Origin of the sequence: uncultured Pontibacter sp. (assembly GCF_947492645.1) — a bacterium.
Taxonomy (GTDB): Bacteria; Bacteroidota; Bacteroidia; order Cytophagales; family Hymenobacteraceae; genus Pontibacter.
In genome coordinates this window covers 1-22,630 of sequence record NZ_CANLMZ010000011.1, presented here as the reverse complement: position 1 = coordinate 22,630, position 22,630 = coordinate 1, and the positions used below count along the sequence as shown (strand labels likewise).

20 protein-coding genes are annotated in these 22,630 nt (G+C 45.2%); 4 read left to right on the top strand and 16 right to left on the bottom strand.

Going from position 1 to position 22,630, the window contains the following annotated elements; translation table 11 throughout:
* The first annotated feature begins 256 nt into the window (after positions 1-256).
* Positions 257-1,294: a histidine kinase gene (locus tag Q1A23_RS17225; RefSeq protein ID WP_299825687.1), complete on the top strand. Its 1,038-nt coding sequence runs from the start codon at positions 257-259 to the stop codon at positions 1,292-1,294.
* Positions 1,263-1,991 (top strand): LytTR family DNA-binding domain-containing protein, encoded by a 729-nt coding sequence (locus tag Q1A23_RS17220; RefSeq protein ID WP_299825685.1) that lies wholly within the window; start codon positions 1,263-1,265, stop codon positions 1,989-1,991. The genes Q1A23_RS17225 and Q1A23_RS17220 overlap by 32 nt, the downstream gene beginning before the upstream one ends.
* 275 nt (positions 1,992-2,266) lie before the next feature.
* On the opposite strand, the gene Q1A23_RS17215 is transcribed toward Q1A23_RS17220, so the two are convergent.
* The 14 genes from Q1A23_RS17215 to Q1A23_RS17150 form a co-directional block, all read right to left on the bottom strand.
* The gene (locus tag Q1A23_RS17215) at positions 2,267-3,934 is read right to left on the bottom strand and encodes a mechanosensitive ion channel domain-containing protein (protein WP_299825683.1); all 1,668 of its coding nucleotides are present in this window, start codon (positions 3,932-3,934) and stop codon (positions 2,267-2,269) included.
* Positions 3,935-4,259: 325 nt separating this feature from the next.
* Positions 4,260-4,907, bottom strand: a complete 648-nt coding sequence (locus Q1A23_RS17210) for an HAD family phosphatase (RefSeq protein ID WP_299825680.1) — start codon at positions 4,905-4,907, stop codon at positions 4,260-4,262.
* A 57-nt stretch (positions 4,908-4,964) separates the two neighbouring features.
* The gene (locus tag Q1A23_RS17205; RefSeq protein ID WP_299825677.1) at positions 4,965-5,915 is read right to left on the bottom strand and encodes a phosphatase PAP2 family protein; all 951 of its coding nucleotides are present in this window, start codon (positions 5,913-5,915) and stop codon (positions 4,965-4,967) included.
* Position 5,916: 1 nt separating this feature from the next.
* Positions 5,917-6,537, bottom strand: a complete 621-nt coding sequence (locus Q1A23_RS17200) for a sterol desaturase family protein (protein WP_299825675.1) — start codon at positions 6,535-6,537, stop codon at positions 5,917-5,919.
* 7 nt (positions 6,538-6,544) lie between these two features.
* Positions 6,545-7,105 (bottom strand): DUF4833 domain-containing protein, encoded by a 561-nt coding sequence (locus Q1A23_RS17195; protein ID WP_299825672.1) that lies wholly within the window; start codon positions 7,103-7,105, stop codon positions 6,545-6,547.
* 17 nt (positions 7,106-7,122) lie between these two features.
* Positions 7,123-7,842, bottom strand: coding sequence for a CDP-alcohol phosphatidyltransferase family protein (locus tag Q1A23_RS17190; RefSeq protein WP_299825669.1), 720 nt, complete (start codon positions 7,840-7,842; stop codon positions 7,123-7,125).
* 22 nt (positions 7,843-7,864) lie between these two features.
* On the bottom strand, positions 7,865-10,447 hold the full coding sequence (locus Q1A23_RS17185; RefSeq protein ID WP_299825667.1) for a DUF5686 and carboxypeptidase-like regulatory domain-containing protein: 2,583 nt from the start codon (positions 10,445-10,447) through the stop codon (positions 7,865-7,867).
* A gap of 4 nt (positions 10,448-10,451) precedes the next feature.
* Positions 10,452-10,823 (bottom strand): GtrA family protein, encoded by a 372-nt coding sequence (locus Q1A23_RS17180; RefSeq protein WP_299825664.1) that lies wholly within the window; start codon positions 10,821-10,823, stop codon positions 10,452-10,454.
* On the bottom strand, positions 10,824-11,285 hold the full coding sequence (locus Q1A23_RS17175) for a phosphatidylglycerophosphatase A (protein WP_299825661.1): 462 nt from the start codon (positions 11,283-11,285) through the stop codon (positions 10,824-10,826). It lies immediately after the preceding gene.
* Between the two features lie 10 nt (positions 11,286-11,295).
* Entirely contained in the window at positions 11,296-12,621 is a 1,326-nt protein-coding gene (locus Q1A23_RS17170; protein ID WP_299825658.1) for an inositol-3-phosphate synthase, read from the bottom strand.
* A gap of 41 nt (positions 12,622-12,662) precedes the next feature.
* Positions 12,663-13,655 carry an NAD-dependent epimerase/dehydratase family protein gene (locus Q1A23_RS17165; RefSeq protein WP_299825655.1) on the bottom strand — a complete coding sequence of 331 codons (993 nt, stop codon included), beginning with the start codon at positions 13,653-13,655 and terminating at the stop codon, positions 12,663-12,665.
* On the bottom strand, positions 13,652-14,773 hold the full coding sequence (locus Q1A23_RS17160) for a hypothetical protein (protein ID WP_299825653.1): 1,122 nt from the start codon (positions 14,771-14,773) through the stop codon (positions 13,652-13,654). Before Q1A23_RS17160 ends, Q1A23_RS17165 begins: the two co-directional genes overlap by 4 nt.
* On the bottom strand, positions 14,751-16,022 hold the full coding sequence (locus tag Q1A23_RS17155) for a pyridoxal phosphate-dependent aminotransferase family protein (RefSeq protein ID WP_299825651.1): 1,272 nt from the start codon (positions 16,020-16,022) through the stop codon (positions 14,751-14,753). Before Q1A23_RS17155 ends, Q1A23_RS17160 begins: the two co-directional genes overlap by 23 nt.
* A 212-nt stretch (positions 16,023-16,234) precedes the next feature.
* Positions 16,235-16,825: a TetR/AcrR family transcriptional regulator gene (locus tag Q1A23_RS17150; protein WP_299825648.1), complete on the bottom strand. Its 591-nt coding sequence runs from the start codon at positions 16,823-16,825 to the stop codon at positions 16,235-16,237.
* Positions 16,826-17,248: 423 nt separating this feature from the next.
* Here Q1A23_RS17150 and Q1A23_RS17145 point away from each other — a divergent pair, with 423 nt between their 5' ends.
* Positions 17,249-18,490: an alpha/beta hydrolase gene (locus Q1A23_RS17145; RefSeq protein WP_299825646.1), complete on the top strand. Its 1,242-nt coding sequence runs from the start codon at positions 17,249-17,251 to the stop codon at positions 18,488-18,490.
* A 326-nt stretch (positions 18,491-18,816) separates the two neighbouring features.
* On the opposite strand, the gene Q1A23_RS17140 is transcribed toward Q1A23_RS17145, so the two are convergent.
* Positions 18,817-19,707: a neutral zinc metallopeptidase gene (locus Q1A23_RS17140; RefSeq protein WP_299825643.1), complete on the bottom strand. Its 891-nt coding sequence runs from the start codon at positions 19,705-19,707 to the stop codon at positions 18,817-18,819.
* Between the two features lie 939 nt (positions 19,708-20,646).
* Here Q1A23_RS17140 and Q1A23_RS17135 point away from each other — a divergent pair.
* Complete coding sequence (locus Q1A23_RS17135; RefSeq protein ID WP_299825640.1) at positions 20,647-21,669, top strand: rod shape-determining protein; 1,023 nt, start codon at positions 20,647-20,649, stop codon at positions 21,667-21,669.
* A 325-nt stretch (positions 21,670-21,994) separates the two neighbouring features.
* Here Q1A23_RS17135 and Q1A23_RS17130 read toward each other — a convergent pair whose 3' ends face one another.
* On the bottom strand, positions 21,995-22,249 hold the full coding sequence (locus Q1A23_RS17130; protein WP_299825637.1) for a hypothetical protein: 255 nt from the start codon (positions 22,247-22,249) through the stop codon (positions 21,995-21,997).
* Between the last annotated feature and the right edge of the window lie 381 nt (positions 22,250-22,630).

Here is a 22,630-nt window from a genome sequence, read left to right as displayed (position 1 = left end):
AGTTTGATTTGTTCTTGATCTTATAGCATAAAGGAGGCAGATTATCGTACAGGATAAGCCCACGCTTCATAGTATAAAGAAACCTCAACTGGAAAAGGAAGCAAAAAGCAATATGCTACTGCCGTGAATCAATCGACTAGTGCCAGCTTTGCTTCCGCCAAAGCACTTGCAGGCTTCGTTAGCTAATTCGTAGATTGTTATAAGGCACTCGCCGAGTAGGTAGTAAAGGAGTGGCAGGAAAAAATATCTTTGTATAATGGATAGAATAAAAAAGGTATTCACGCTGATCCATATCTGTCTCTGGATTTTGTTTAGTTTGTTGATAGCCTTGCAGCTAAGCCAGGATACCGCATATTGGTTTAAGTTAACCGCAGTAGTCCTGCTGACAAGCTTGTACGTTTTTTACAGCCATTTCTTTCTCCTGACACGCTACGCAGGTAAAAGAAAGAAAGGTGCTTATCTGCTAAGGCTGACAGGTATCCTATTGAGCGGTCCTTTCATATATTGGCTTCTGCACTACAAAAAGCTTGACACCCTTGACCTTTTTTCTGAATATTATTTCGTCTCCCTGTTTTCCATTGTACTACCATTTATCTTTCTAAGCTGGCTGGCCAGGGTTACGGAGAATCTGGTAATCAATACAATCAAAAAAGAACAACTGGAGAAACAGGCTATACAAGCGGAGCTATACTATCTAAAATCACAGATCAACCCGCACTTTCTGTTTAATACCCTTAATAATATCCATACCCTGGTATATAAACAGGCACCGGCAGCTCCGGAAGCCGTCATACGTTTAGCCTCTCTGATGCGCTACATGATCTATGAATCAAACGCTGCTACAGTACCTCTATCTAGAGAGATCAATTACCTGCAGGATTATATGAGCTTACAACAGCTCCGTTATAAAAAAAGCCCAGTTGCAGACCTTGTTGTAGAAGGCAGCATAGAGTCCAGCCACATTGCCCCATTACTTTTTATTCACCTACTGGAGAATGCCTACAAGCATAGCCCGGCCCGTTTAGAACCTGGTGCTATAAACGTACGCCTGATCGTAAAAGAAAACACCCTTACTTTAAGCGTTCAAAATCCGATAGGCAGTAATCAGGGGAATACGTTAGAAGAACCCGGTGGCATTGGCCTGCCTAATGTTCGTAAACGTTTGGCATTGCTATACCCGGATCAGCACAGCCTGGAAATCAGCAATACAGGCGGGCAATTTACTGTAACTTTAGCGATACATCATCTTCAGACACAAGTGCATGAAAGAGAAGCTCACCTGCTATATCATTGACGACGAGCACCTGGCTCAGGAAATATTGGAAGAGTATGTATCGAAAGTTCATTTCCTGGAGCTGAAAGGCATCTTTATGAGCCCTCTGGAAGCAGCTGCCCAAATAGATAGAGATAAACCCGACCTGCTTTTTCTGGACGTTAATATGCCTGATCTGGATGGTTTAAGCTTTATCCCAATGCTGAATCCGAAGCCGATGATCATCCTGACCACAGCTTACGACCAGTACGCTCTGAAAGCATTTGAGCTGGAAGTGAAAGATTATTTAGTTAAACCCTTCTCGTTTGAAAGATTCTACAAAGGTGTACTGCGCTTGTACCAGGAACAATGTGCCCGCCAACACCCAGAAAAAAAGGAAAGTATAGCTGAGCAAAAGCATGAGCAGGAATACATATTTTTAAAAGTGGGCCATCGTATCCAAAAGATTTCAACCAGGGAAATTCTTTTTGTGGAAGGCATGAAAGATTACCTGCGTATCCATACAACCAAAGATAAGATCATGACCCTGCTGAGTTTTGCTAAGCTGGAAGAACTGCTGCCCGCTCAGGATTTTGCCCGCGTACACAGGTCGTTTATGGTAGCTATTGATAAGATAGATCACATTGAAAAGAACAGGATCTGGATTGGTGAGCAGGTGATACCGATTAGTGATAGCTACAGCGAGAGTTTCTACAGAAAGCTCAGAGGCTTGATGTAAATACGGTTTAAAGATGCTGTATTAAAACCACTACATCCAGTTTCGAGGGCGCTGCCAATGCTAGTGTTTTACATTGCAGCAGATAGGTTTTCTCCGGCTCTGGATCATTTTAAGAGCAATCGGAAAAATAAAAATTTTAAAGATTGAAATCGTGCATCTGCAAACTTATACTTGGCTTCGAAGTAGATTTAATCCATACTTATTAGCCCGGTTCTCCAACTCCTCCCCATTAAGGCGAGTATACTTTATACCCTGTGTTGAGAGTAGCCTCTACCTTATCCCTCCCCTGTTTCGCTAGAGTAGCCTTTATCTTTTGACAGGAAAAGCATCTGCGTTGGTAAGGCAAGGCTTGTGCCGCTGGCATTAAGTATGGCCATCATCTCCAAAAACAATCCTTCTTTTATTTCCAGGAAGTCATTATAATCTGTTGCGTTCACATATGTATAAATCTCCAGGTTAAGCGAGTCGTGGCCAAACTCTGTGAAACGTACACGTACCTGCTTCGGGTTGATTTTCTCATGCGCCATAAGTGCCGATCTTATCTCTTTAAGCAGGTAACTGATCTGATCTGGCGTTGTATCGTACCGCAACCGAAGTATGGGATTAAGCAGGAACTGGTCGCGGGGCGCGAAGTTTTCGATCTGCTGCGAAGAAAACTCCCCATTTGGAATGGTGACTATGGTGCGCTCTGCCGTTCTGATGCGGGTGGAGCGCATTCCAATCTGCTCTACCGTACCGGTAATATTGCCCACTTTACAAAAATCACCCACCCTGATCGGTTGGTCTGCAATGAGCGTAACACTCCCTACAAAATTTTCAACTGTTTTTTGAGCGCCCAGGGCTAAAGCTATACCACCAATACCCAATGCTGCAAGGCCGGCTGTAACATCAAACCCAAATGTATCAAGGGCTAAAATTACACCTAGTACCAGTAAGGCCACTTTTATGCCCCGGCGCAGAAACAGCACAGCCGACAAACCAGCCTGGTTCCCACGTCTCGACAACCGTCTTTCAAAAAACCGGGACAGGAAATCCAAGAGCCGCCACACAAGCAGCAGCATAGCCACTAGGCCCACAATAACAGTTAATTCGCTTAGCCTGAGACGCACAATAATAGAGATGCCTGCATACCGGCTTGCAAACACAAACAGCCATACTGCCAGGTAAAGCTTAACCGGCAGCGCAAAAGCACGCAAAATACCTGCAGTTGTTTCCTGGCGTGCTTTATGCCAGATTAATGGAATCAAGAAAAGAATGAATGCTACAATACCTTTCGAAAGCAAATAAGCGATGACAGCCAACAGCACAATACTGAGCCAATGCCCAACAGGCACGCCTCCCCATTTGTGTTCTTCGAGTGCTTCCGGCGATACTTTATCTACTAAAGAGGCTGCTGTGTTTTCTTTTACCGGGAGTGGAATACGCTTTACCGTCTGAGACGAAAAAAGCCAAACAGGGCCTCCTGCTGCATCTTTGGTTTGCTCAACAATTAAATCTACTTCTTCTGTATTGATAATGATGGTTCCTACTCTGTCCAGGTTTGGGCCCAGGTTATCATCCGTAATCCCATCGTAGGTGTTGTTCATCCAGGAGAAGGGCATTAGTTTACCGCTGCGGTCCATTAGCTCCTGCAATGCCTGTGCCAGCACCGGTCCCTCCTGTTCAGCTACCAGCGTGGTGTCTATGTTGAGGTAAAGGGCCGCTTTGGTATAGTCCTGGTCAGCCACAGCCGAAATAAAGCCTTCTACTGTTCCGCGCGGTGTTCGCCTGCCCAATGAGTCAAGAGGCCATTCAGGGTTAGTTAGCGCTGTTGTATCTGCAGGACCTTCCTGGGCATATACCTGTGGCATGTCGCAACACAGGCAAAGTATGCACAGCAGCATGGCTCCTAATTTAAAAGTGTGTGTTTTTACAGATGAGAAAGACAGGTTCTTAGAAAACATAGCGTTAAATGCTGTTGATCCAGGCTTTACAAGTTTACGATAACTGCTTTACGCAAATTGCATGAGGTATGTGAACTTAACTCCTAAACACTCCCTTTTAAAACCTTCTATGGACGGGCCAATTTGAATGCAGCCACACAGCTAGCAACTTGTAAATCAGCAATTAAAAATAAAAAAACCCTTATACCTGCTCCGGTATAAGGGTTTAAAAATTTGCAAGTATAATCGCGCTGTTTCTTTTCCTAATTCCTGGTGCAGCTCTTTGCATAAGCTATACTTATAAACCTACAATACCAGTTTACTGAACTACCACCAGGCGCAGTTCCTACTTCACAGATGCGTTAAGTTGATCAACACGTATCCATTTCATACCGGCAGCTATAGCCGCTCGTACACCCGGCTCACCATCTTCAAACACCAGGCAATCTTCAGGCGCAACACCGAGTTTTTTGGCGGCCAAAAGAAGCGGATCTGGATGAGGTTTGCCTTGAGGGGTATCTTCAGCACAGACCAACACCTCACATAGGTTATCGATTTGAAGTACTTCTAACGTTTTCTGAATAGCTTTTCTGGCACCTCCCGAAACCACGCCAATCTTTACTTTGCCAACATGGTTTTTTAGATGAGCTACTACAAACCCAACAGGCTTTGTCTTACTTATAAATTCCTCAAAGAAAAGCGTCGATTTCATGGCAGCAAACTCTTTCGGGTCAAAATGGCAATTGTACCGTTTGTTGATTTCAACAACTACCTCCGGGATAGGAAGTCCAGCAAACTCATCTATAATGGCTGGATCGATTTTTACGCCTTTATTGGCCGCTACCTTAACATACGTATCTTTATGAGCCTGCATGTTGTCGGCTAGAGTGCCGTCGCAATCGTAGAGAAAAGCCTTGAAACTACCTGCCGAGAGCTTTGTCAGCTCTTGCAGCGCTTTTGCATCCGGTACAGGGTGAATAGGAATACTGCTCATACTTCTCTTTATAGATTAAACTTTAGGACTGGGGATCCAACTCGCCTCCTTGGAGCTTTAGCGGATGGCTGCAATAAACCGCTCTACCGCACGTGCCAGAACGCCGTTACCGGTTATCAGCTGGTTAAAGAGCAGGATGCCGCAACTGGCACAAACTATGCCGGCCAAAACATCCAGCACATAGTGGTGCGAAGTATAAACTGCAGCAAACCATATTCCGACTGTAATGATCCCGAAAAGCATTTTTGCCAGTAAGCCCAGGTTGTTTCTTAACGCATAGTATAATACGATGAGCGGGTAGGCTGAGTGCAGCGAAGGCATGGCGGCAAACACATTAGACCCCTTGGCATAGAGCGAATGAAAAACGGTAATCCCGAAAAACTCATCAAAACGAACTAAACCTGCCGTGTTGCCCGGTGTTTTAGAAATAAACTCAAAGCCGTGCAGCTGCACATACCATGGCGGAGCAGCCGGATAAAGGTAGTATACCACAAAGCCCAACAGGTTTACCAGCAAAAAAGTAAGCGAAAAATAAACGAACTGCTTCCGGTTCCAGAAAAACAGGAAACCGGCAAAGGCCAGCGGCACCGGAACCCAGGTCAGGTAAAAAATTCCACTTAATACATCCAGAAAAGTATTGCTGTGCTGCAGCCAAAATTCGTTGGGTGTAAGTATAGACTGGCCATTCTGTATGCCAAAAATTGCTCTTTCGGCATTGTACAGGTCTTGGATATGCACCGGGTTAAAAAGGTAATTCGGGAAAGCTTTCATGTAATCGTAAAGCACCCAAAACACGATAAAAATCGAAAAACCGGTGATGAATTTGCGGGTAACAGGTGTGGCAAAGTACAAACCGTTCGCCAGCACCAGCAGCACCAGTTGATCGGTTTTGAAACCTACCAGCCAGTAAGACAGCAGCAGATAGCCAACTGATAAAGCTGACAGCACTACTATTTGCTGCCGCGAAACGCCTTTCTTCTCCCCCGCTGCCGTAGTTGTTAAATGCATTTTATTTTTTGTCAAAATCAGAACCGAAAATCTTATCCCATAAGGCGGAGCTTACGCCATACCCTTTCGTGGAATCAGCATAATGATGCAACATATGGTGCTTCTTCAGCTTTTTCCAGAACTCGCCTTTAAAGTTGAAATGATGTAGCGCATAGTGAGAGATGTCGTAACATAGGTAGCCCAGCAGGAAAGCGGCAAAAAAAGCGTACAAAGCCCCACCACTTAGCACCAGCGAAAAAAGAAAGTATAACGCCGTAGCCATAGGTATACTTGCAGAGGGTGGCATTACCAGGCGTTTTGCGTCGTTCGGGTAGTCATGGTGCACCCCATGGAAGATGAAGTGCAGGTGCAAGGCCCACTTGGCTTTTGGTACGAAATGGAACACAAAACGGTGCAGCACATACTCCGTCAGCGTCCAGACCAGCAGTCCGAGTGCGGCATACCCTGTAAAATGAAGTATAAGCAACTGCGCAATATAAAGCGCCAGCCAACTCAGTAAAATGATAACGGGCACGTAAATATAAAGCGGTACTGTATAGTGTACTTTAGAGAGCGCCTCCATCCAATCGTACCGGAACATCCTGACAGAGTCCTGTGAATTAGATACAAAATTCTTGTTCATACGTGCATCAAGGTTTAAATCTTCCTGTTACAACTTTACCGGTTACGGCATCACGGCCAGTAAGCTCCACATACAAAACATTCGGTACCCAAAACGTACCGCCTTCTATCCGCACAAATACGCGGTCCAGAATTGCTTCTTTTTTGTTGATGGCAGTATACACATGATACTTGCCATCTGCAGCTTTTCGTAAGTATAAGGCCAGCTTGTTGTAACTAACGAACTTTAACTCGTAGTTATCCTTGCTCAGTTTTCGGGTGTTAAGGCCGTAGGCAAACTTGCGCTGGATGTAGTTCAACTCTTTTCGCTCCCCGGCATCGGCATACCTGATCCAGAACGGATGTATGGGATCTGCTTCGTTTAGAGCCCCCTGTGGCGTTTTATTCAGTTCATACACTACTGTATTCGAGTTAGGGTCGCGCTGTACATAAAACATCAAGTCTTTTATGCCTTTTGGCGTGGGCAGGGTGTCGGCCTTTGCTTCGGTTACACTTGCTTTGTTGCTGGCACTGGCACTACTCCAGCAAGTATAAAGCAGCAGGAGCACCAGGTAAACTATTCGTCTCACTTGATAATTTTTTATACTTAACGTGTCGCCATTTCTTTCTGCTCCATAGCTCTTTTAGAATCCATCAGCCTGTTTACTGCCGTTATATTCGTCATTACAGCCATTACTGTAATCGGTAGTGTAAATACAGACATTGTTTCGAAAATATGAAACGGAATGCCCGGCACGTATACTTTATAATCAGCCCCAATAAACGAGTAAGTGATGCCACAGGCAATAGCCGACACACCAATCAGCACAATGCGTTCCGGACGCTGCATCAGACCTCCTTTACATTCTACGCCCAGCCCTTCGGCGCGTGCGCGGGTATAGCTCACCATCATGGAGCCAATCAGCGCCACAAAGGCAAACAGCGAACTGAGCAGGTAATGGTGCGCGATCAAATAATAGCAAATGCCCATGAACATGATCATCTCGCTGTAGCGGTCTAGCACGGAATCATACATGGCCCCAAACGTGGACTTCATGTTTCCCAGCCTGGCCACCTGCCCGTCCAGCATATCGAACACACCGGCAAACAGCACCAATGCCCCAGCCCATCCTATATATTCCAGCTCGCCGCGATTGCTGGTTTCACCGCCCCAGATAAAAATGGCAGCAACCCCGATGTTCAGGATCAAGCCGGTGGTAGTTACGGCATTGGGTGTAAACCCCAGCTTGATCAAAAGCCGCACAAAGGGGTTGATCACCGTATAAATTCCCTGCTGCAGGGCATCGCGAACTGATTTCATGCTCATACTTTACAAGTGTTTACTGTGCTTAAAAATCAAACTTAAACCTGCCTCTTATACCTATATCCGATACGTATGGGTTGTCCAGATACGTCAGGCGCTTCACCACGTCTATCCTAAAGAAGTTAAAAATATTACCAATACCTATACTAGCCTCCATGTAAGGCTTATTCTCTAACGTATACGTGGCCGGCTGTCCATCTTCAAACGTAGAGAAGCGCAATAGTTCCGGGTTATGCTGCGGCATGTTCTCGTTACGTACTTTCCCGTACAGCGCCTTAAAAGTCACAAACTCGCGTAGCTTCGTCTGCTTGAGCAGGGGTATTTTGTTAAAGATAAAACCGTTGAACGTGTGGTCGATGTGCAGGCTGGCGTACTGGTCGCTCACAAACTCCAGGAAGTTCATGAGGTTGTACGATTGCAGCTGATACGAGTAGGTTTGGTTAGCACGGTGGATTGTCAGCAGCGGGTACGGCACCTGGCCAAAAGTATAGCCGCCTTCGGTTACCACATCCGAGTATCCCAGCTGCGACATATAAAAGCGCTTGTAGATGTTTAAGGCTACGTTCTGATACTCGTACTGGCTGTTTAGTAAACCTTTTATACCAGCCGTGGCACGCAGCGTGAACACAGGGTACTTATTGGCTACTGGCGTGCGGTACAGCTTGCCCTGGAAGAACTGCTCGTTCGGTGCCCAACGCAATTCAAGGGAAGCCTCGGAAGTTGTCAGGTCAGGCATGATCATCGGCTCGGTATCGTCAGTAGCTCCGGCTCTTTCATATTGCAGCGATCCGGCAGGTGCCTGTTTCCAGTTTCTAAACCCGATGCTGTATGAAAAGTGGTTTTCGAACTCGTGCAGGTAATCGATGTTGTACGTCTCGTTGTAAAGCCACTTATCGTTCTCGCCGCGCTTGAAGGAAAGCAAAAAGTTATCTTCCTGTACAAACTGCAGGTCCTGGCCCGGTATGTTGGTGTCTTTTTGGTAGCTGGCGCGTATTGCCCTTACCGGAAACTCAAAGATAGAACGGTCCGTAAGCGAGTAGCTGCCGCCTATATAGTGTTTCCATTGCTCATCCTTAAAACCATAGGCAGCATACGTTTCCAGCATGTACTTCTTGCTGAAGTTAGTGGTGGTGCGGCCACCAAAACGCAACCGGAAACCCTCTACCGGGTTAAAGCTATAAAAAGTGTTTAGCGGACCGATCTCGATGTTAGGCCCCATGCGCTTATAACCGGCAATCAAAGCTGTTGCCCAGTCCATGGTTCTTTTAAAAGATGCCATATTCTTAAGGCTGTCGATGCTGGTGTACGTTTTGGCCTCCACGGCTGATAGAGAATCATGGCGGCTGGCCTGCCAGAAGCTTTCATCCTGGGCCAGGATTGGTTCTGTTTTCACCACGGCTTCGCCTTCGTAAAGCGTTGATGGTTGTGCTATATTTACCTGAAAATCTTTGACAGATACCACCCGCTCGCCGTAAAAACCAGCATCGCTGTTCTGGGTTATTCCAAAGTCTGTTTTAAGCTGGCTCTTGCTCAGGTGGTAGCGGCCATCGCTGTTTCGCTTAAAATCGAGGTTAATCTGCAGGTCACGCACCCAGTTTATACTTACATTCTTGCTCACCCACATATCAGCGCGCTGCACGGCATAGGTGCCATCCAGCGTCACGAACAGTTTTCCGGTAAACATAAAAGCGGCCGGGTTGCGCGGCTCAAAATGTAGTTCCGCTAGTTGCTGGCCGGTGTCTGTTGTAACAGTATCTTTCAGGTAAAACTTATAAAATGTAGGCGCCATGTCCGCAATCGGGCTCAGGAACTGGTTAGTTACGATGGTAATGTTGTTATCGTAGATGTCGATGTCCTGGTACATGTGCTGCATGTAGGACATAAACCCTTTATTATCGATAAACTCTCCAAAGTCAACCTTCTTCTCTGCTTTTACAATTTTTTTGTTGCTGTTCGGATTTTTGCGGAAGTAGTGTTCCGTGATTTCCTCCTGCATAAAGAATGGAAGTATGGCCTTGCCCTCAATTACAGTAGTATCAATGTTATCGGTGATAAAATCATACTTGCGCAGGAAAATATTCTTCTTCAGCTTCTCGGGTTTATTCACCAGCGAAAGCTGCATTTTCTCATACTGCTCGTACTGCACGTAATCGTACTGCTCTGGCCGGTTCTTTTCCTTGTTTGCTACAATTTCGCGGATCAGGTCTACGGCTGGGTTATTTTTGTTGCTATACTTAACCTTACGCTTCTTGCCTACCACCACAACTTCGCTTAGCTGCTTGGCATCGGCTTGCAGCTTTACATCCAAGGTTTGCTCCTGCCCCGGGTTTACAGGCAAAATAGCTGGGCGGTAGCCCAGGTATGTGAATTGTATTTTGCTTACGATCTGGTTTGTCCGGATCTGGTAATTACCTTCATAATCGGTACTCGTGCCTGTAGTGGTTCCCGGTATAAAAACCGAAACACCGATCAGCGCCTCCTTTGTGTTCTCATCTCTTACAGTACCTTTAATTGTAGTGAGGCCTTGTGCCATCACGGTGCCTGCATTTATCCCGATAATCAAAATCAGCAGGAAGCAACGCAGCCAATGTATATATAGCCTGTACATATTCTTATTTGAATACATATCGTTTTTGAATAAAATAGTTATAGAAAATGCCGACAAGCAGCGAAGTGAGTATTTTAGAATAGACATAATTAACACCTCCGTAGTGTGTTATTACATAGACGCCTGATGCATTTAAAATCAGACTCCCGTTCCACACCAGAAAGTATTTCACCGCCTGTGCCGGTATTGTTTTATCAGATGCCTTAAAAACCCAGTTTCTGCCAAGCGAAAAGTGTGTGATACCACCTGAGACAGTACCTACAACGGTACCTGCCACATACCAGAGGCCAAGTAGTTCTACGGCCAGAATTGTCACCAGAAAATCGACAGCAGAAGCTACCAGTGAGGCAGTCTGCGCCTTTAGGAAGGTGAACATTTAGAAGATTCTAAAGTATAAAAGTAGTTGTAAAATGATGTTTGCGTAAACGCCCGCCACTACGTCGTCCAGCATTACGCCCCAGCCTCCCCTCACTTTTTCAAGCCTGCGGATGTACAGCGGCTTCACAATATCAAAAAACCGGAAAAGTAGCAACCCTATTACCAAAGTGCTAATTGAAAGTGGTATAAACAGCAGACTGATCATCATACCTGCTACTTCATCTATCACCACTTTTTTATCATCTTTTCCCCAGTATGGCTCCACTTCATTTGCAGACCACACACCAAGTATGGTCAGCAATAATGTAGCAGCAGGTAGCCAAAGCACAAGCTGGCTTCCACCGGCCAGGTGCATGGCATACAAGCAGAAGCAGACGGCCACAGCAGCAACCGTTCCCCCTCCCTTCCCGATATACCCGATGCCGAGGCTGGTAGAAACCAGTTTGTGTACTTTTATCATTCTAATCAGCTTATAGTGACTCTACCAGATCCTGGTAATAATCCAAGCCAAGGTGCGTGATCAGGTCTTCTCCCATGATGTGGCGCAGCGTGTTCTGCAGCTTGATCAATTGCTTGAAGATATCATGCTCCGGACGCAGTCCTTCAGCCGTTTGCGGAGACTTGTAGTAGAAGGATAACCACTCCTGAATTCCGCTCATGCCGGCGCGCTGCGCCAGGTCGGTAAATAAGGCAAGGTCCAACACAATTGGCGCAGCCAAAATAGAGTCGCGGCACAGGAAGTTGATCTTGATCTGCATTTTGTAACCCAGCCAGCCGAAGATGTCGATGTTGTCCCAGCTCTCTTTGTTATCACCGTGAGGAGGGTAATAGTTGATGCGTACTTTGTGGTACAGATCTCCGTACAGTTCCGGGTTGTCTTCCGGGTGCAGAATGTCTTCCAACACACCCAGCTTAGAAACCTCCTTGGTTTTAAAGTTATCCGGATCATCCAGAACAAGACCATCGCGGTTACCCAGGATGTTTGAAGAGAACCAGCCATTTATACCTAGCGCACGTGCCTGAAGACCAGGAGCTACGATGGTTTTCATTAACGTTTGGCCAGTTTTAAAGTCCTTACCGGAAACAGCCACGCCATTCTCTTTAGCAAGCTCCACGATAGCAGGAATGTCAACTGTAAGGTTTGGTGCGCCATTGGCGAAAGGAACGCCCATTTTAACGGCAGCATACGCATAGATCATACTTGGCGCAATGCGCGGGTCGTTGTTACGCAAGCCTTCTTCAAAAGCAGTGATCGTACTGTGCACATCGCTTACTTCGGTATATACTTCCGTAGATCCACACCATACAATCACCAGGCGATCGCAGCCGTTTTCTTCTTTAAAGTTGCGCATGTCTTCCATCAGCGCCTCAGCGAGTTCATACTTGGTGGCCGCCTCTTTTACGTTGGTGCCATCCAGGTTACGGGCATACGCTTTATCAAATACCGCCTTCATCGGCTTAATCGCTTCCAGCTCCGGCTTAATAGAATGCAGCAGCATTGGCTCCAATACTTTAGCATTCACAGCAGCTTCAAAAACGTTGTCTTCATACACATCCCATCCACCAAAAACGATGTCGTTCAGATTTGCCAGCGGCACAAAATCTTTAATCAACGGATTGCGGTTTTCTGTGCGCTTGCCCAAGCGGATGTTGCCCATCTGCGATAGTGAACCAACTGGTTGGGAGAATCCTTTGCGGATAGCCTCCACACCTGCAATAAACGTGGTAGCTACTGCCCCTAAACCTGGAAGCAGGATACCTAAGCGCCCTTCGGCTGGTTTTACTTGATATTCCATCTTTATTTACTTGTGTCTAAAACTGATTTATACTTTTACTCTTAAAGCCAATTATTTTCTTTGTACCATTTCAAGGTCAGCTCCAGGCCATGTTCCAGGTCATATTCCGGCACAAAGCCCAAATCTTTCCTGATCTTGGCAATGCTGCAGTTCCAGTTTTCCGCAGTCAGTTCGTTAAGCTTTTCCTTGTTCAGCGCCGGAGTTTTATCGCTTGCTGCATAAGCCGCCTCCAGCAGGCTGGCCATCACGTTCATCATGCCAACCGGAATATGAAACTTAACCGTTTTTTTCCCGAGTACACGCTTTGTTATACTTGCCAGGGCATAGCGATCATAGGTGTTGCCATCCGAAACATTGTAGCTGGCATGGTTTATACTTGCGCCTAATGCCAGCATTACAGCTTTTGCCAGGTCTTTTACATACACAAAACTTAGCCACTGGGGCTTTCGGCTGATGTATGGCTCTACTCCCAGGTTCAGGGTCTTCAGGATAATGAAAATATCTTTCTCCCGGGGACCGTACACCGCAGTTGGGCGAAGTATCGTTAAAGGCAGACTTTCGAACTCCGACAGGTGCTGTTCGGCCAGCAGTTTACTTTTGCCATACGCTGTTACCGGCTGTGCCTTGCTTTGCTCGTTAATGCCCATGGTATCGGTATAGCTAACAGGCCCCAAAGCTGCCAGGCTACTGATAAACACAAACTTTTTCAGCGGTATGCTTGCCTTTGTAGCCGCCGATGCCAGGTTCTGGGTAAAGGTGGCGTTTACTTTATTATACTCCTGCGCTGTTTTAGCCTTGGTTATGCCCGCGGCATGTATGATGTAATGGTACTGCTTGTCCTCCAGCTCCTTTACTAAAGCGCTGGTATCTTTAAAGTCGAGCGTGGTATACTTTATGTTGAAAGGTGCCAGGTGGCCCACCTCGCTAGAAGGACGAATAGCGGCATATACCTCCATCCCTGCCTGCGTGGCAGCCTCTACCAGATGATAGCCAACAAACCCGCTTGCCCCAGTTATCAGTACCCGTTCCCTCATAATGCCTTTTCGTAAATCCTGTACCTTTTATAAGCTTTGGCATCCATGTTCAGCAAACCCTGATTCATCATCACGTTATTTTCCAGTATCCAGGATGCTTCTGCCATTTGCATGTTTTTTTCACGGTACTTTTGCATAGCCGCACCGTAAAAAACGGCTTCAATACCCATTTTACGGTACCCCTCTACCACCCCCAAGGCAATTATCCGCACGGCATTTATCTTTTTGCGCAGCAACAGCAACTTAAAAATGCCCGTTGGCAGCAGCCGCCCTTTCCTTATCTTCTTAAGTACCTGGTTGATGTCCGGAATAGCCAGCGAAAAACCGATCATTTTACCCTTATGTTCGGCAATGAGGCAGAAATCAGGATCAACCACCAGCTTCAGGTCCTTGGCCATGTAATCAAATTCCTTAGGCGTCATGGGTACAAAACCGAGATTTTTATCCCAGGCAGAGTTGTAGATTTCCCGCAGATTCGCTGCTTCTTCTTTATAGTTCTTCAGGTTAATTGGCCTGATGATAATATCCTTTTGTTCGAGCCGTTTCCGGATAACTTCGGATAGGCGATATGGCTTGTCGTTATAGTTCTGAGCCAGGAACTGGTAAGCCAGCAGGTCTACTTTTTTCTGAAAACCAATCGACTCAAGCAGCTGGATATAATATTTATAGTTATAGGGCATCATCGCCATCGGCGAACTGTCAAAGCCATCTACCAACAAACCACAGGTTTCGTTTGTAGAAAAATTAACCGGCCCAATTACTGTCTTGGCCCCCTTTGCATTCAGCCACAGCTGCACTTCATTGAACAGCAAACCTGCCACCTCGCCGTCATCCACACAGTCAAAAAAGCCAAAAAAGCCATCTTGCGTGTTGTTAAAAGTATTGTGGTTATTGTTAAGTATAGCGGCAATCCGCCCTACTACTTTATTATCCTGATAAGCCAAGTATAACTGCAGCACAGAATGCTCGTGAAACGGGTGTTTGCCTGGCGTTAACAGATCTTTTTGCGCGATATAAAGTTCCGGCACGTAGTACGGGTCGTCTTTATAAAGGGCATGAGGAAAGTCAATGAAGGCTTTCAGCTGTTGTTTTGTCTCAACAGGCAGTACTCTCTTCATAAGATGCATTTCGGGAGTTAATGCCAAGGAGCTTAAATGCTTCCGCTATTTTAGTTACTGCTTCCTCAATCTGGCCAAAAGTATGCGTGGCCATCACAGAAAGACGCAACAAAGTTGATTCGGTAGGCACGGCAGGCGCGACTACCGGGTTCACGAAAATGCCGTTATCCTGCAGCACTTTTGTAACCTGGAACGTATGGTCGTTGTCGCGAACGTAGATCGGGATGATAGGCGTTTCCGTTGGCCCTAACTCCAATCCGGCTTCAGTGAGTAGTTTTATCGCATAGTTCGTGTTTGCCCAAAGTTGCTGCCGACGCTCGGGCTCAGACTGAATAACGTCTAATGCTGCGAGGGTACTGGCAACCGAAGCCGGCGACATACTAGCACTAAAGATCAGCGAACGCGCATGGTGCTTCAGGTACTGGATTGTATCAAAGTCGCTGGCAATAAAACCGCCCAGGGAAGCCAGGGATTTACTGAAAGTACCCATGATCAGATCAACCTGATCTGTTAAGCCAAAGTGAGAGGCGGTGCCTGCTCCATTTTCCCCGATCACACCTAAACCGTGTGCATCGTCTACCATAATGCTGCCACCATAGCGCTCAGCAAGTGCCACGAGTTCAGGCAGCTTCACAATGTCGCCTTCCATGCTGAACACCCCGTCCACTACAATCAGTTTGATAGCATCAGCCGGCAAGCGACTAAGCTTCTGCTCCAGATCCTGCATGTCGTTGTGCTTATACTTGAGTACCTTAGAGAAGGAAAGCCTGCTGCCATCGATAATGGAGGCATGATTATACTCATCAAGTATAATGTAGTCGTTGCGGCCTGTAAGGCTGGAAATAACCCCCAGGTTAACCTGAAAGCCCGTGCTAAAAACAAGCGCCGCATCTTTGCCCACGTAAGCAGCCAGCCTGTCTTCAAGCTCCATGTGGATGTCGAGGTTGCCGTTTAAAAAACGCGAACCGGCGCAACCTGTGCCATACACCTCAATGGCTTTTAAGGCGGCTTCTTTTACTTTGGGATGATTGGTAAGTCCCAGATAGGCATTTGACCCAAACATCAACACCTTCTTGCCGTTTATAATCACCTCCGTATCCTGCGCAGACGCTATGGATCTGAAATAAGGATAGGCTCCCTGCGCCATCGCCCTTTCCGCTGCAAGGTATGCAGCACTTTTTTCGCGGGCGAGGATTTTCTCACGAAGTATATTGCCCATCTGAATACTTTTTAAGTTATTGAATTTCAAATATTTTATTGAACGTTCCTAACAGACTTCCAGTTACTGTCTTTTGATTCTTACCTGTCGTGCAACAAAAGTTCTTAAACACCTTTATTGTTCACAACTAAAAGAACCAACCAAACTATTTGCCTGACTTACTGCATCTATTGGTACCGCTTAAAATGCGCGCAAAACTAATAGACTAATTTTACATTTTGGTCTAAAAAGGCGAAAATATTTTAAGCTTTCATTCCTTTCATCAGGATATCAATGATCAAATCCATCCGCCCGCCCAAGTCTGTGAATTTATTTTCTACCAGCAATCCTACTTCCAGGCCACGGAAGGCGCATACCATGGCAAAAGAAATGGCATCGATGTCTTCAGCGGTATACTGCGCAAATTCGCCTTTCTCCAGCCCAAACTTTAAAATGCTGCGCACCAAGCTGATCTCTCTTATTTCATACCTTCTGTTCAGGTCCATCAGGCGTGGTATACTGGCTTCTATTTCGCCTTTAACCACATTATACAAGTTAACTTTTTCCTGTAGGATATGGAACTTGGTAAGGCAGAGCGTTCTTAACTTATTTTCTGCAGTCTCCACTTTATCTACTGCTTCTTTTAAAATTCGGAAAACTTCTTCCATCTCCCGACTTACTACTGCATCAAAAATTTCGTCCTTGCTTTTGTAGTAATAATAAAGCGTGCTTTTCCCTTTCCCGGCAGCCTTCGCTATGTCTTCCATGGTAGTTTTAGACCAGCCATAATGCCTGAAAAGCTTCTGAGCCTCATTAAGAATCTCTGTTTTTATAAGTTCATCTTTACTCGTCATTATTCTAGACCAAATTCGTTTTCCGGTCCAAAGGTACTAAAAAAGTTATCTCAAATTATTTTTTTTTGCGTCAGCATACTTTTTTATTTCTATGTATGCACCATAACCTCTGCTAAGCTGGCGCGATAAATTTATACTTTGTTTTATCATACTATATCACAAAAAGGCATCTGAGAAACCTAAAAAGCAGTTTTAAACTTCTTTCAAGAATGAAATGTATCTTGCTTTGCGAATTTATTTCATCCAAACAGAGCAGCACCTTCACCCACTACAAAATTATTTCGCATTAAGCCCCACCTTTCAACTAATCACTTCCTCTCAGGCAACCTGGCAAGCTTATATAGCATCTACACTATACTAACAGGCAAACTTTGTTCTTTTCAGAACATGAGTAGCTACCATCTCACTTTATAAAATAAAACTATGGCTATCAGAAAAATTTTCCTCCTGCTGTTTCTTATCATGCATGTGGCACTTGCCAAAGCTCAACAAACAAAAATGATAAATGTTGGAGACCACTCCCTAGAAATGATACAGGCTGGAACAGGCGACTACACGATAATATTTGAATCAGGCTTTGGTTCCGATTATAAAGTATGGGGCAATGTGGCTTCAGAAGTGATGAATACAAATCAGGTTTTATTGTATTCGAGAGCCGGAACGGGCAAATCTGAATCTAACCCGAAGCCGCCAACCCTGGAGGCAGCAGTACAGGATTTAACATCCCTCCTTGAGGAGGCAAACCTTAAACCGCCTTTTATTTTTGTTGGCCACTCGTACGGTGCCTTTATTATACGTGCTTATGCGGCGCAACATCCGGATAAGGTAAAAGGATTGGTATTTGTAGATCCGGCACATGAAAAAATGATGCAGGAACTTAAAAAGGCAGACCATACTAAAGCGCTCAGAGACATCGAACTGCAAAACAGCTTTATGCCTGACAGGTATAAGCAGGAAAATGAACTCATCAACAAAATTTTTGAGAGAGCCGCCCTACCAGATTTCGGTAAACTGCCACAGGTGCCGGTTGTGGTACTTACATCGGTGCAGGAAAGAGAAAACCCGGAATTGTTTCTACACGAGCCAAAAGGCGTTGAAGTATGGCGTAACCTGCATTCTGAGTTTTTTAGCCAGTTTACCAGCGGCGCGCATATTATAACTGCTGCAAGCGGACACAACATACACCGCGAAGAGCCCGAACTTGTGATAAACGCCATTAACCAGGTGGTGCAAGCAGCTAATAAGGAGAAAATCCGGTTGGAACACAAAGCCAAATTAACTGCCTTAAATGCAGAATTCGTGCAGGCGGCTTCTTTCCTGAAACAGAAAAAAGAAGCTAAAGCAGAAGCAGCTGTATTCGACGGGTTGAAAGCCTCTGGCTTTGGTGAGCGTGCCATCAACACCATTGCTTATCAGCAGCTAAATAAACCAGCTAGTACAACTTTGGCAGTTTTGATCTTTAAATACAACACAGTCAGCTACCCTACTTCGGCTAATGCATTTGATAGTTACGGAGAAGCATTGCTGCAGCAAGGGAAGCTAAAGGAAGCTGAAAAACAGTTTATAAAAGCCATTGAACTGGCTATCTCCTCAAATGATGCCTCCACACTTAAAAACAGCAAGAATAACCTGGAGAAGATCAAACAGCTGGAAAAGACAAAATGATTACAGGTGCAGGAGCTATTGTGCACTCAATAGTATAGCCATCTTAAGTATAGTTTAAAACTGGTATTTTGCTGAGCATTCTCTTTTAAAACAGCAGTAGCCTGTAGTATAAAATTTGATTATTCTATACTACAGGCTATTAAAGCAAACTTCAAGAAATCTCATCTGCGCAAATAGGCTTTACTTTTCATAAAGTCAGATTGGCTTACTCAACTCCAGCATCAGGAAAGAAACGTAAGAAAGAAGTATGCTGAACTAGGTGTAGACAAATTCTCATATCATAGGAAGCCTTATTATTATGCTACAACTAAGTTAGCGCAACTGCACTATAACTGTGTTGCGTTAAAGGTATCACCCTGTGATAAATCCCCTGTCTCAAAGCCTTTTCTAAACCAGCGTACTCTTTGGGCAGAGGTGCCGTGTGTAAAGGAGTCAGGTACAACTCTTCCGGTGGATTGCTTCTGAAGGCGGTCATCGCCGATGGCACTCGCTGCATTCAGGGCTTCTTCCAGGTCACCGGGCTCCATAAACCCTGTGGCCCGTTGTGTATGATGCGCCCACACACCAGCGTAAAAATCAGCCTGTAACTCTACCCTAACCATAAGTTTATTAAATTCTACTTCGGATAACTGCCCTCGCATGGCATTTACTTTCTCCATAGTACCCGTGAGTTTTTGCACATGGTGTCCCACTTCATGGCCTACTACATAGGCCTGTGCAAAGTCTCCACTAGCACCAAGTTTGCGTTCCATATCACCAAAAAAGCTAAGATCGATGTACAGTTTTTCATCGCCTGGGCAGTAGAATGGCCCCGAGGCCGACGAGGCAAGCCCACAGGCTGAGTTTACCTGATCTGAGAACAGCACGAGTGTGGGTTCTCTGTAGCCTTGAAGCATTTTGTTCCAAACGTCTTCGGTATCTGCCAGCACAATGGCTGTCTGTTCGGCCAATTTCTGTTCTTCCGGGCTTGGTTGGTAATCAGTTGACTGTGCATACTGTGGCTCACCGCCCACAAACTGCTGCAGGAGCGCTATTGGGTTGGTTCCAGTCAAAAACATAACTACTGCCAGCACCGCCACAATAACCAGCCCCACTTTAGAGAAAAGGAGACGGAACAAAGGTATAAGTAACATAGGGCTGATGCCTCTGCCACCACCTGCTGATTGCCCTCTACGGTCTTCTATATTGCTGCTTTTTCTTCTGCCTTGCCATTTCATGATAATCCCATTTATTGAAGTAAATGATAGTTTATTTCTATGCTATAAGTATAACGGCGGTAAACTTTACTTGGATGCCCATACTTTATATAGAAGTCTTGCAGAAACCTGCCGTAAAGTGATTATCAGCACGCGCAATTATAGTATAAGCGCTACCGAAAATTGCTGCAGAAGGTGTAGAAAGTATGCTGCTAAGTATTAAAACCAAGTATGATGAATGGATGTGAAATGCTTACTGAAAATGACTTGCTAAACGGTTTGCGTTCTGTTTTTCTGTCGCAAAAATCTTAAGGACAACTATATAAAGCACAATGAGTGGTGAATAAAGAAAATCCCATTCCCAGCATTAAATACAGTATGGTTTCTCTGACTCCTGCGCATAGGCTATACTAAGTTTACTCCTACATGCTAGGATTTAATTTAAAATTGCAGAACGAAAACAGTTAAGTAAATTCATAGCCTGGCCTAATTCAGGAGCATAATCATCATAAACAACGAGCACAATAAGTATATGGTTTTAACCTGCTGTTGCAATTAAAAGTTGTAATAGCGACCTTTACAGTTCATACATTTATCTTGTTTTGCTGCCACCTAATACTTTACATTGTTCTTATCTGAAACCGACCACCGGTTTTGTAGCAGCATCACATCATGTTAGGCTATGCGATAAGCTAACAGGCTATTGCCTTAAATTTTTATCGGTGCCTAAAGACTTTAATAGTTAAGCCGGTATTACGGCCAACCTCTACACAATTTAAATCTCCGGCGCTTTTATCCCAAGTGCAATTCAGGTTGCTGCTTTAGGGCAGTAAGCCCAGTACCCTTAGCCAGAAGCATCTTGCAGATTTAATTTATACTCAGTACGTTTCTTTTTCATACTTCATAGTTTCACAGCTTTCTGCTTTTACTTACAGCATCTGATAATTTATACTTACGATTATGGGCTTCTTTAACTTACTACCAAAGGGCATAGCAATTGACATAGGAACGGCAAATTTCCTGGTACTGCAGGAAGGAAAAATAATTTTGGATGAGCCTTCTATTATTGCTTTTAACAGAATTACCGGCGAAGTGATAGCTGTTGGCAGCAAAGCAGAACAGATGGAGGGAAAAGAGCATGATAACATCAGTACTATCAGACCTCTGAAAAATGGTGTGATCGCCGATTTTCATGCAGCAGAACACATGATCAAAGGGATGCTTAAGTTAGCAAACCCCTCTAAGCGTGGCTTCTCCCCGTCTTACCGTATGGTAGTGTGCGTTCCGGCCGGAATAACAGAAGTAGAAAAGAGAGCAATAAGGGATTCTGCTGTTATAGCGGGCGCTAAAGAAGTATACCTGATTCACGAGCCTGTTGCTGCTGCCATCGGGATAGGTTTAGATGTACAGGAGCCTACTGGGCACATGATTATTGATATTGGTAGCGGTATAACAGAAATTGCAGTAATTGCCCTGAGTGGCATTGTGTGTGAGCAGTCTGTGCGGGTAGCAGGCGATACGTTTAATGAAGAGATTATCCAGTACATGCGCAAGGAACACAACATCCTTATTGGGCAGAGTACTGCAGAAAAAATAAAGACAGAAGTAGGCGCGGCCATGAGCGAACTACCAAATCCACCGGAAGCCTACAATGTGAAAGGACGCGATTTGATGACAGGACTACCAAAGCAGGTAATAGTTACTTACCCCGATATCGCCGCTTGTCTCGATAAATCCATCACCAAAATAGAAGAAGCTATACTTATCACGCTGGAACTAACCCCGCCAGAGTTGTCATCGGATATTCACCAATCAGGCATTTACCTAACTGGCGGCGGCGCACTTTTGAGAGGTCTTGATATGCGCTTAGCCCGAAAAACCAAACTGCCGGTACATGTAGTTGATAGCCCTTTGCTGGCCGTTATAAAAGGTACTGGCGTAGCACTTAGTAACATCAACAACTTTAAGTTTCTAATGCGCTAGCAACATCGCCGTCCAACTTCTCAAATCAAATCAAAAGCATCAGCCTGTAAAAAGCCTTTTCATATGGTATGAGATGGCATTTTACAGGCTGATGCTTGTTTAAGCACACCGGCACTAAGATTAAGTGAGAATATGCAACTTCTTAAACAAATGCTTGAAGCACCGCACAACTCCGACAGAATTTAGCTTGAGACTATTTGCCAGTATATAACAAGCTTAGATTAACATGAACTTCGTCGACAATTAAAGACTGGGTAGTGTAATGCGCGTAGCACCATCACCCTTCTAAAAAATCTCTAGCGTACAGCTGACGAATCTGCTAATTTTACTCCGATAATACTCTGATGAGCTCCCGCTTCACCTCTCGTTCCACGTTTAGAGTATCCGTGGCACGAATCCTGGAGCCTAGGGAATCAATTCCTGTATGAGATTTTAACTCCTTGTCCACAACCTGATTGAGCGAATCTAGCGCCATCTCAGCGGTGGTCTCCACTACATTGTAAAGGGCATCTTCTAAATTATTATCCGCTGAGCAGGATGCGGCAAAAAGAGCAAAGGCAACGAAAAGAAACTTCTTCATTTGGTGGTATAAGATCTGATAAACTCTAAGATACATCATCCGCATAACAAACTTGCCTAAACACTACAGTCAACGCATCTGCCAAGCCATACAGCAACTGCTGTAAGATTCACTTATTTAGTATGCACGAACAGGAAGCTTAATACTGCAGCTGCTGAAGTTAATTTACCACTAGTCTACTTTATGCAGCTAATCGTTCGAAAATGCCAACCACATGAGGCGAAGTTGATGATTCGTTCTTTTAATATACTTCCCGATAAGTCTGTCCTTCGGTGAGCGGGGCGTTGCCGGGCCGGGCCGGCACCATCCCTATCGCATCAGGTAGACCTCCGTCCTGCGGTGGGCCCTGCCTTTTTCTGCCCTCACCTCGCTCTCCAGCGT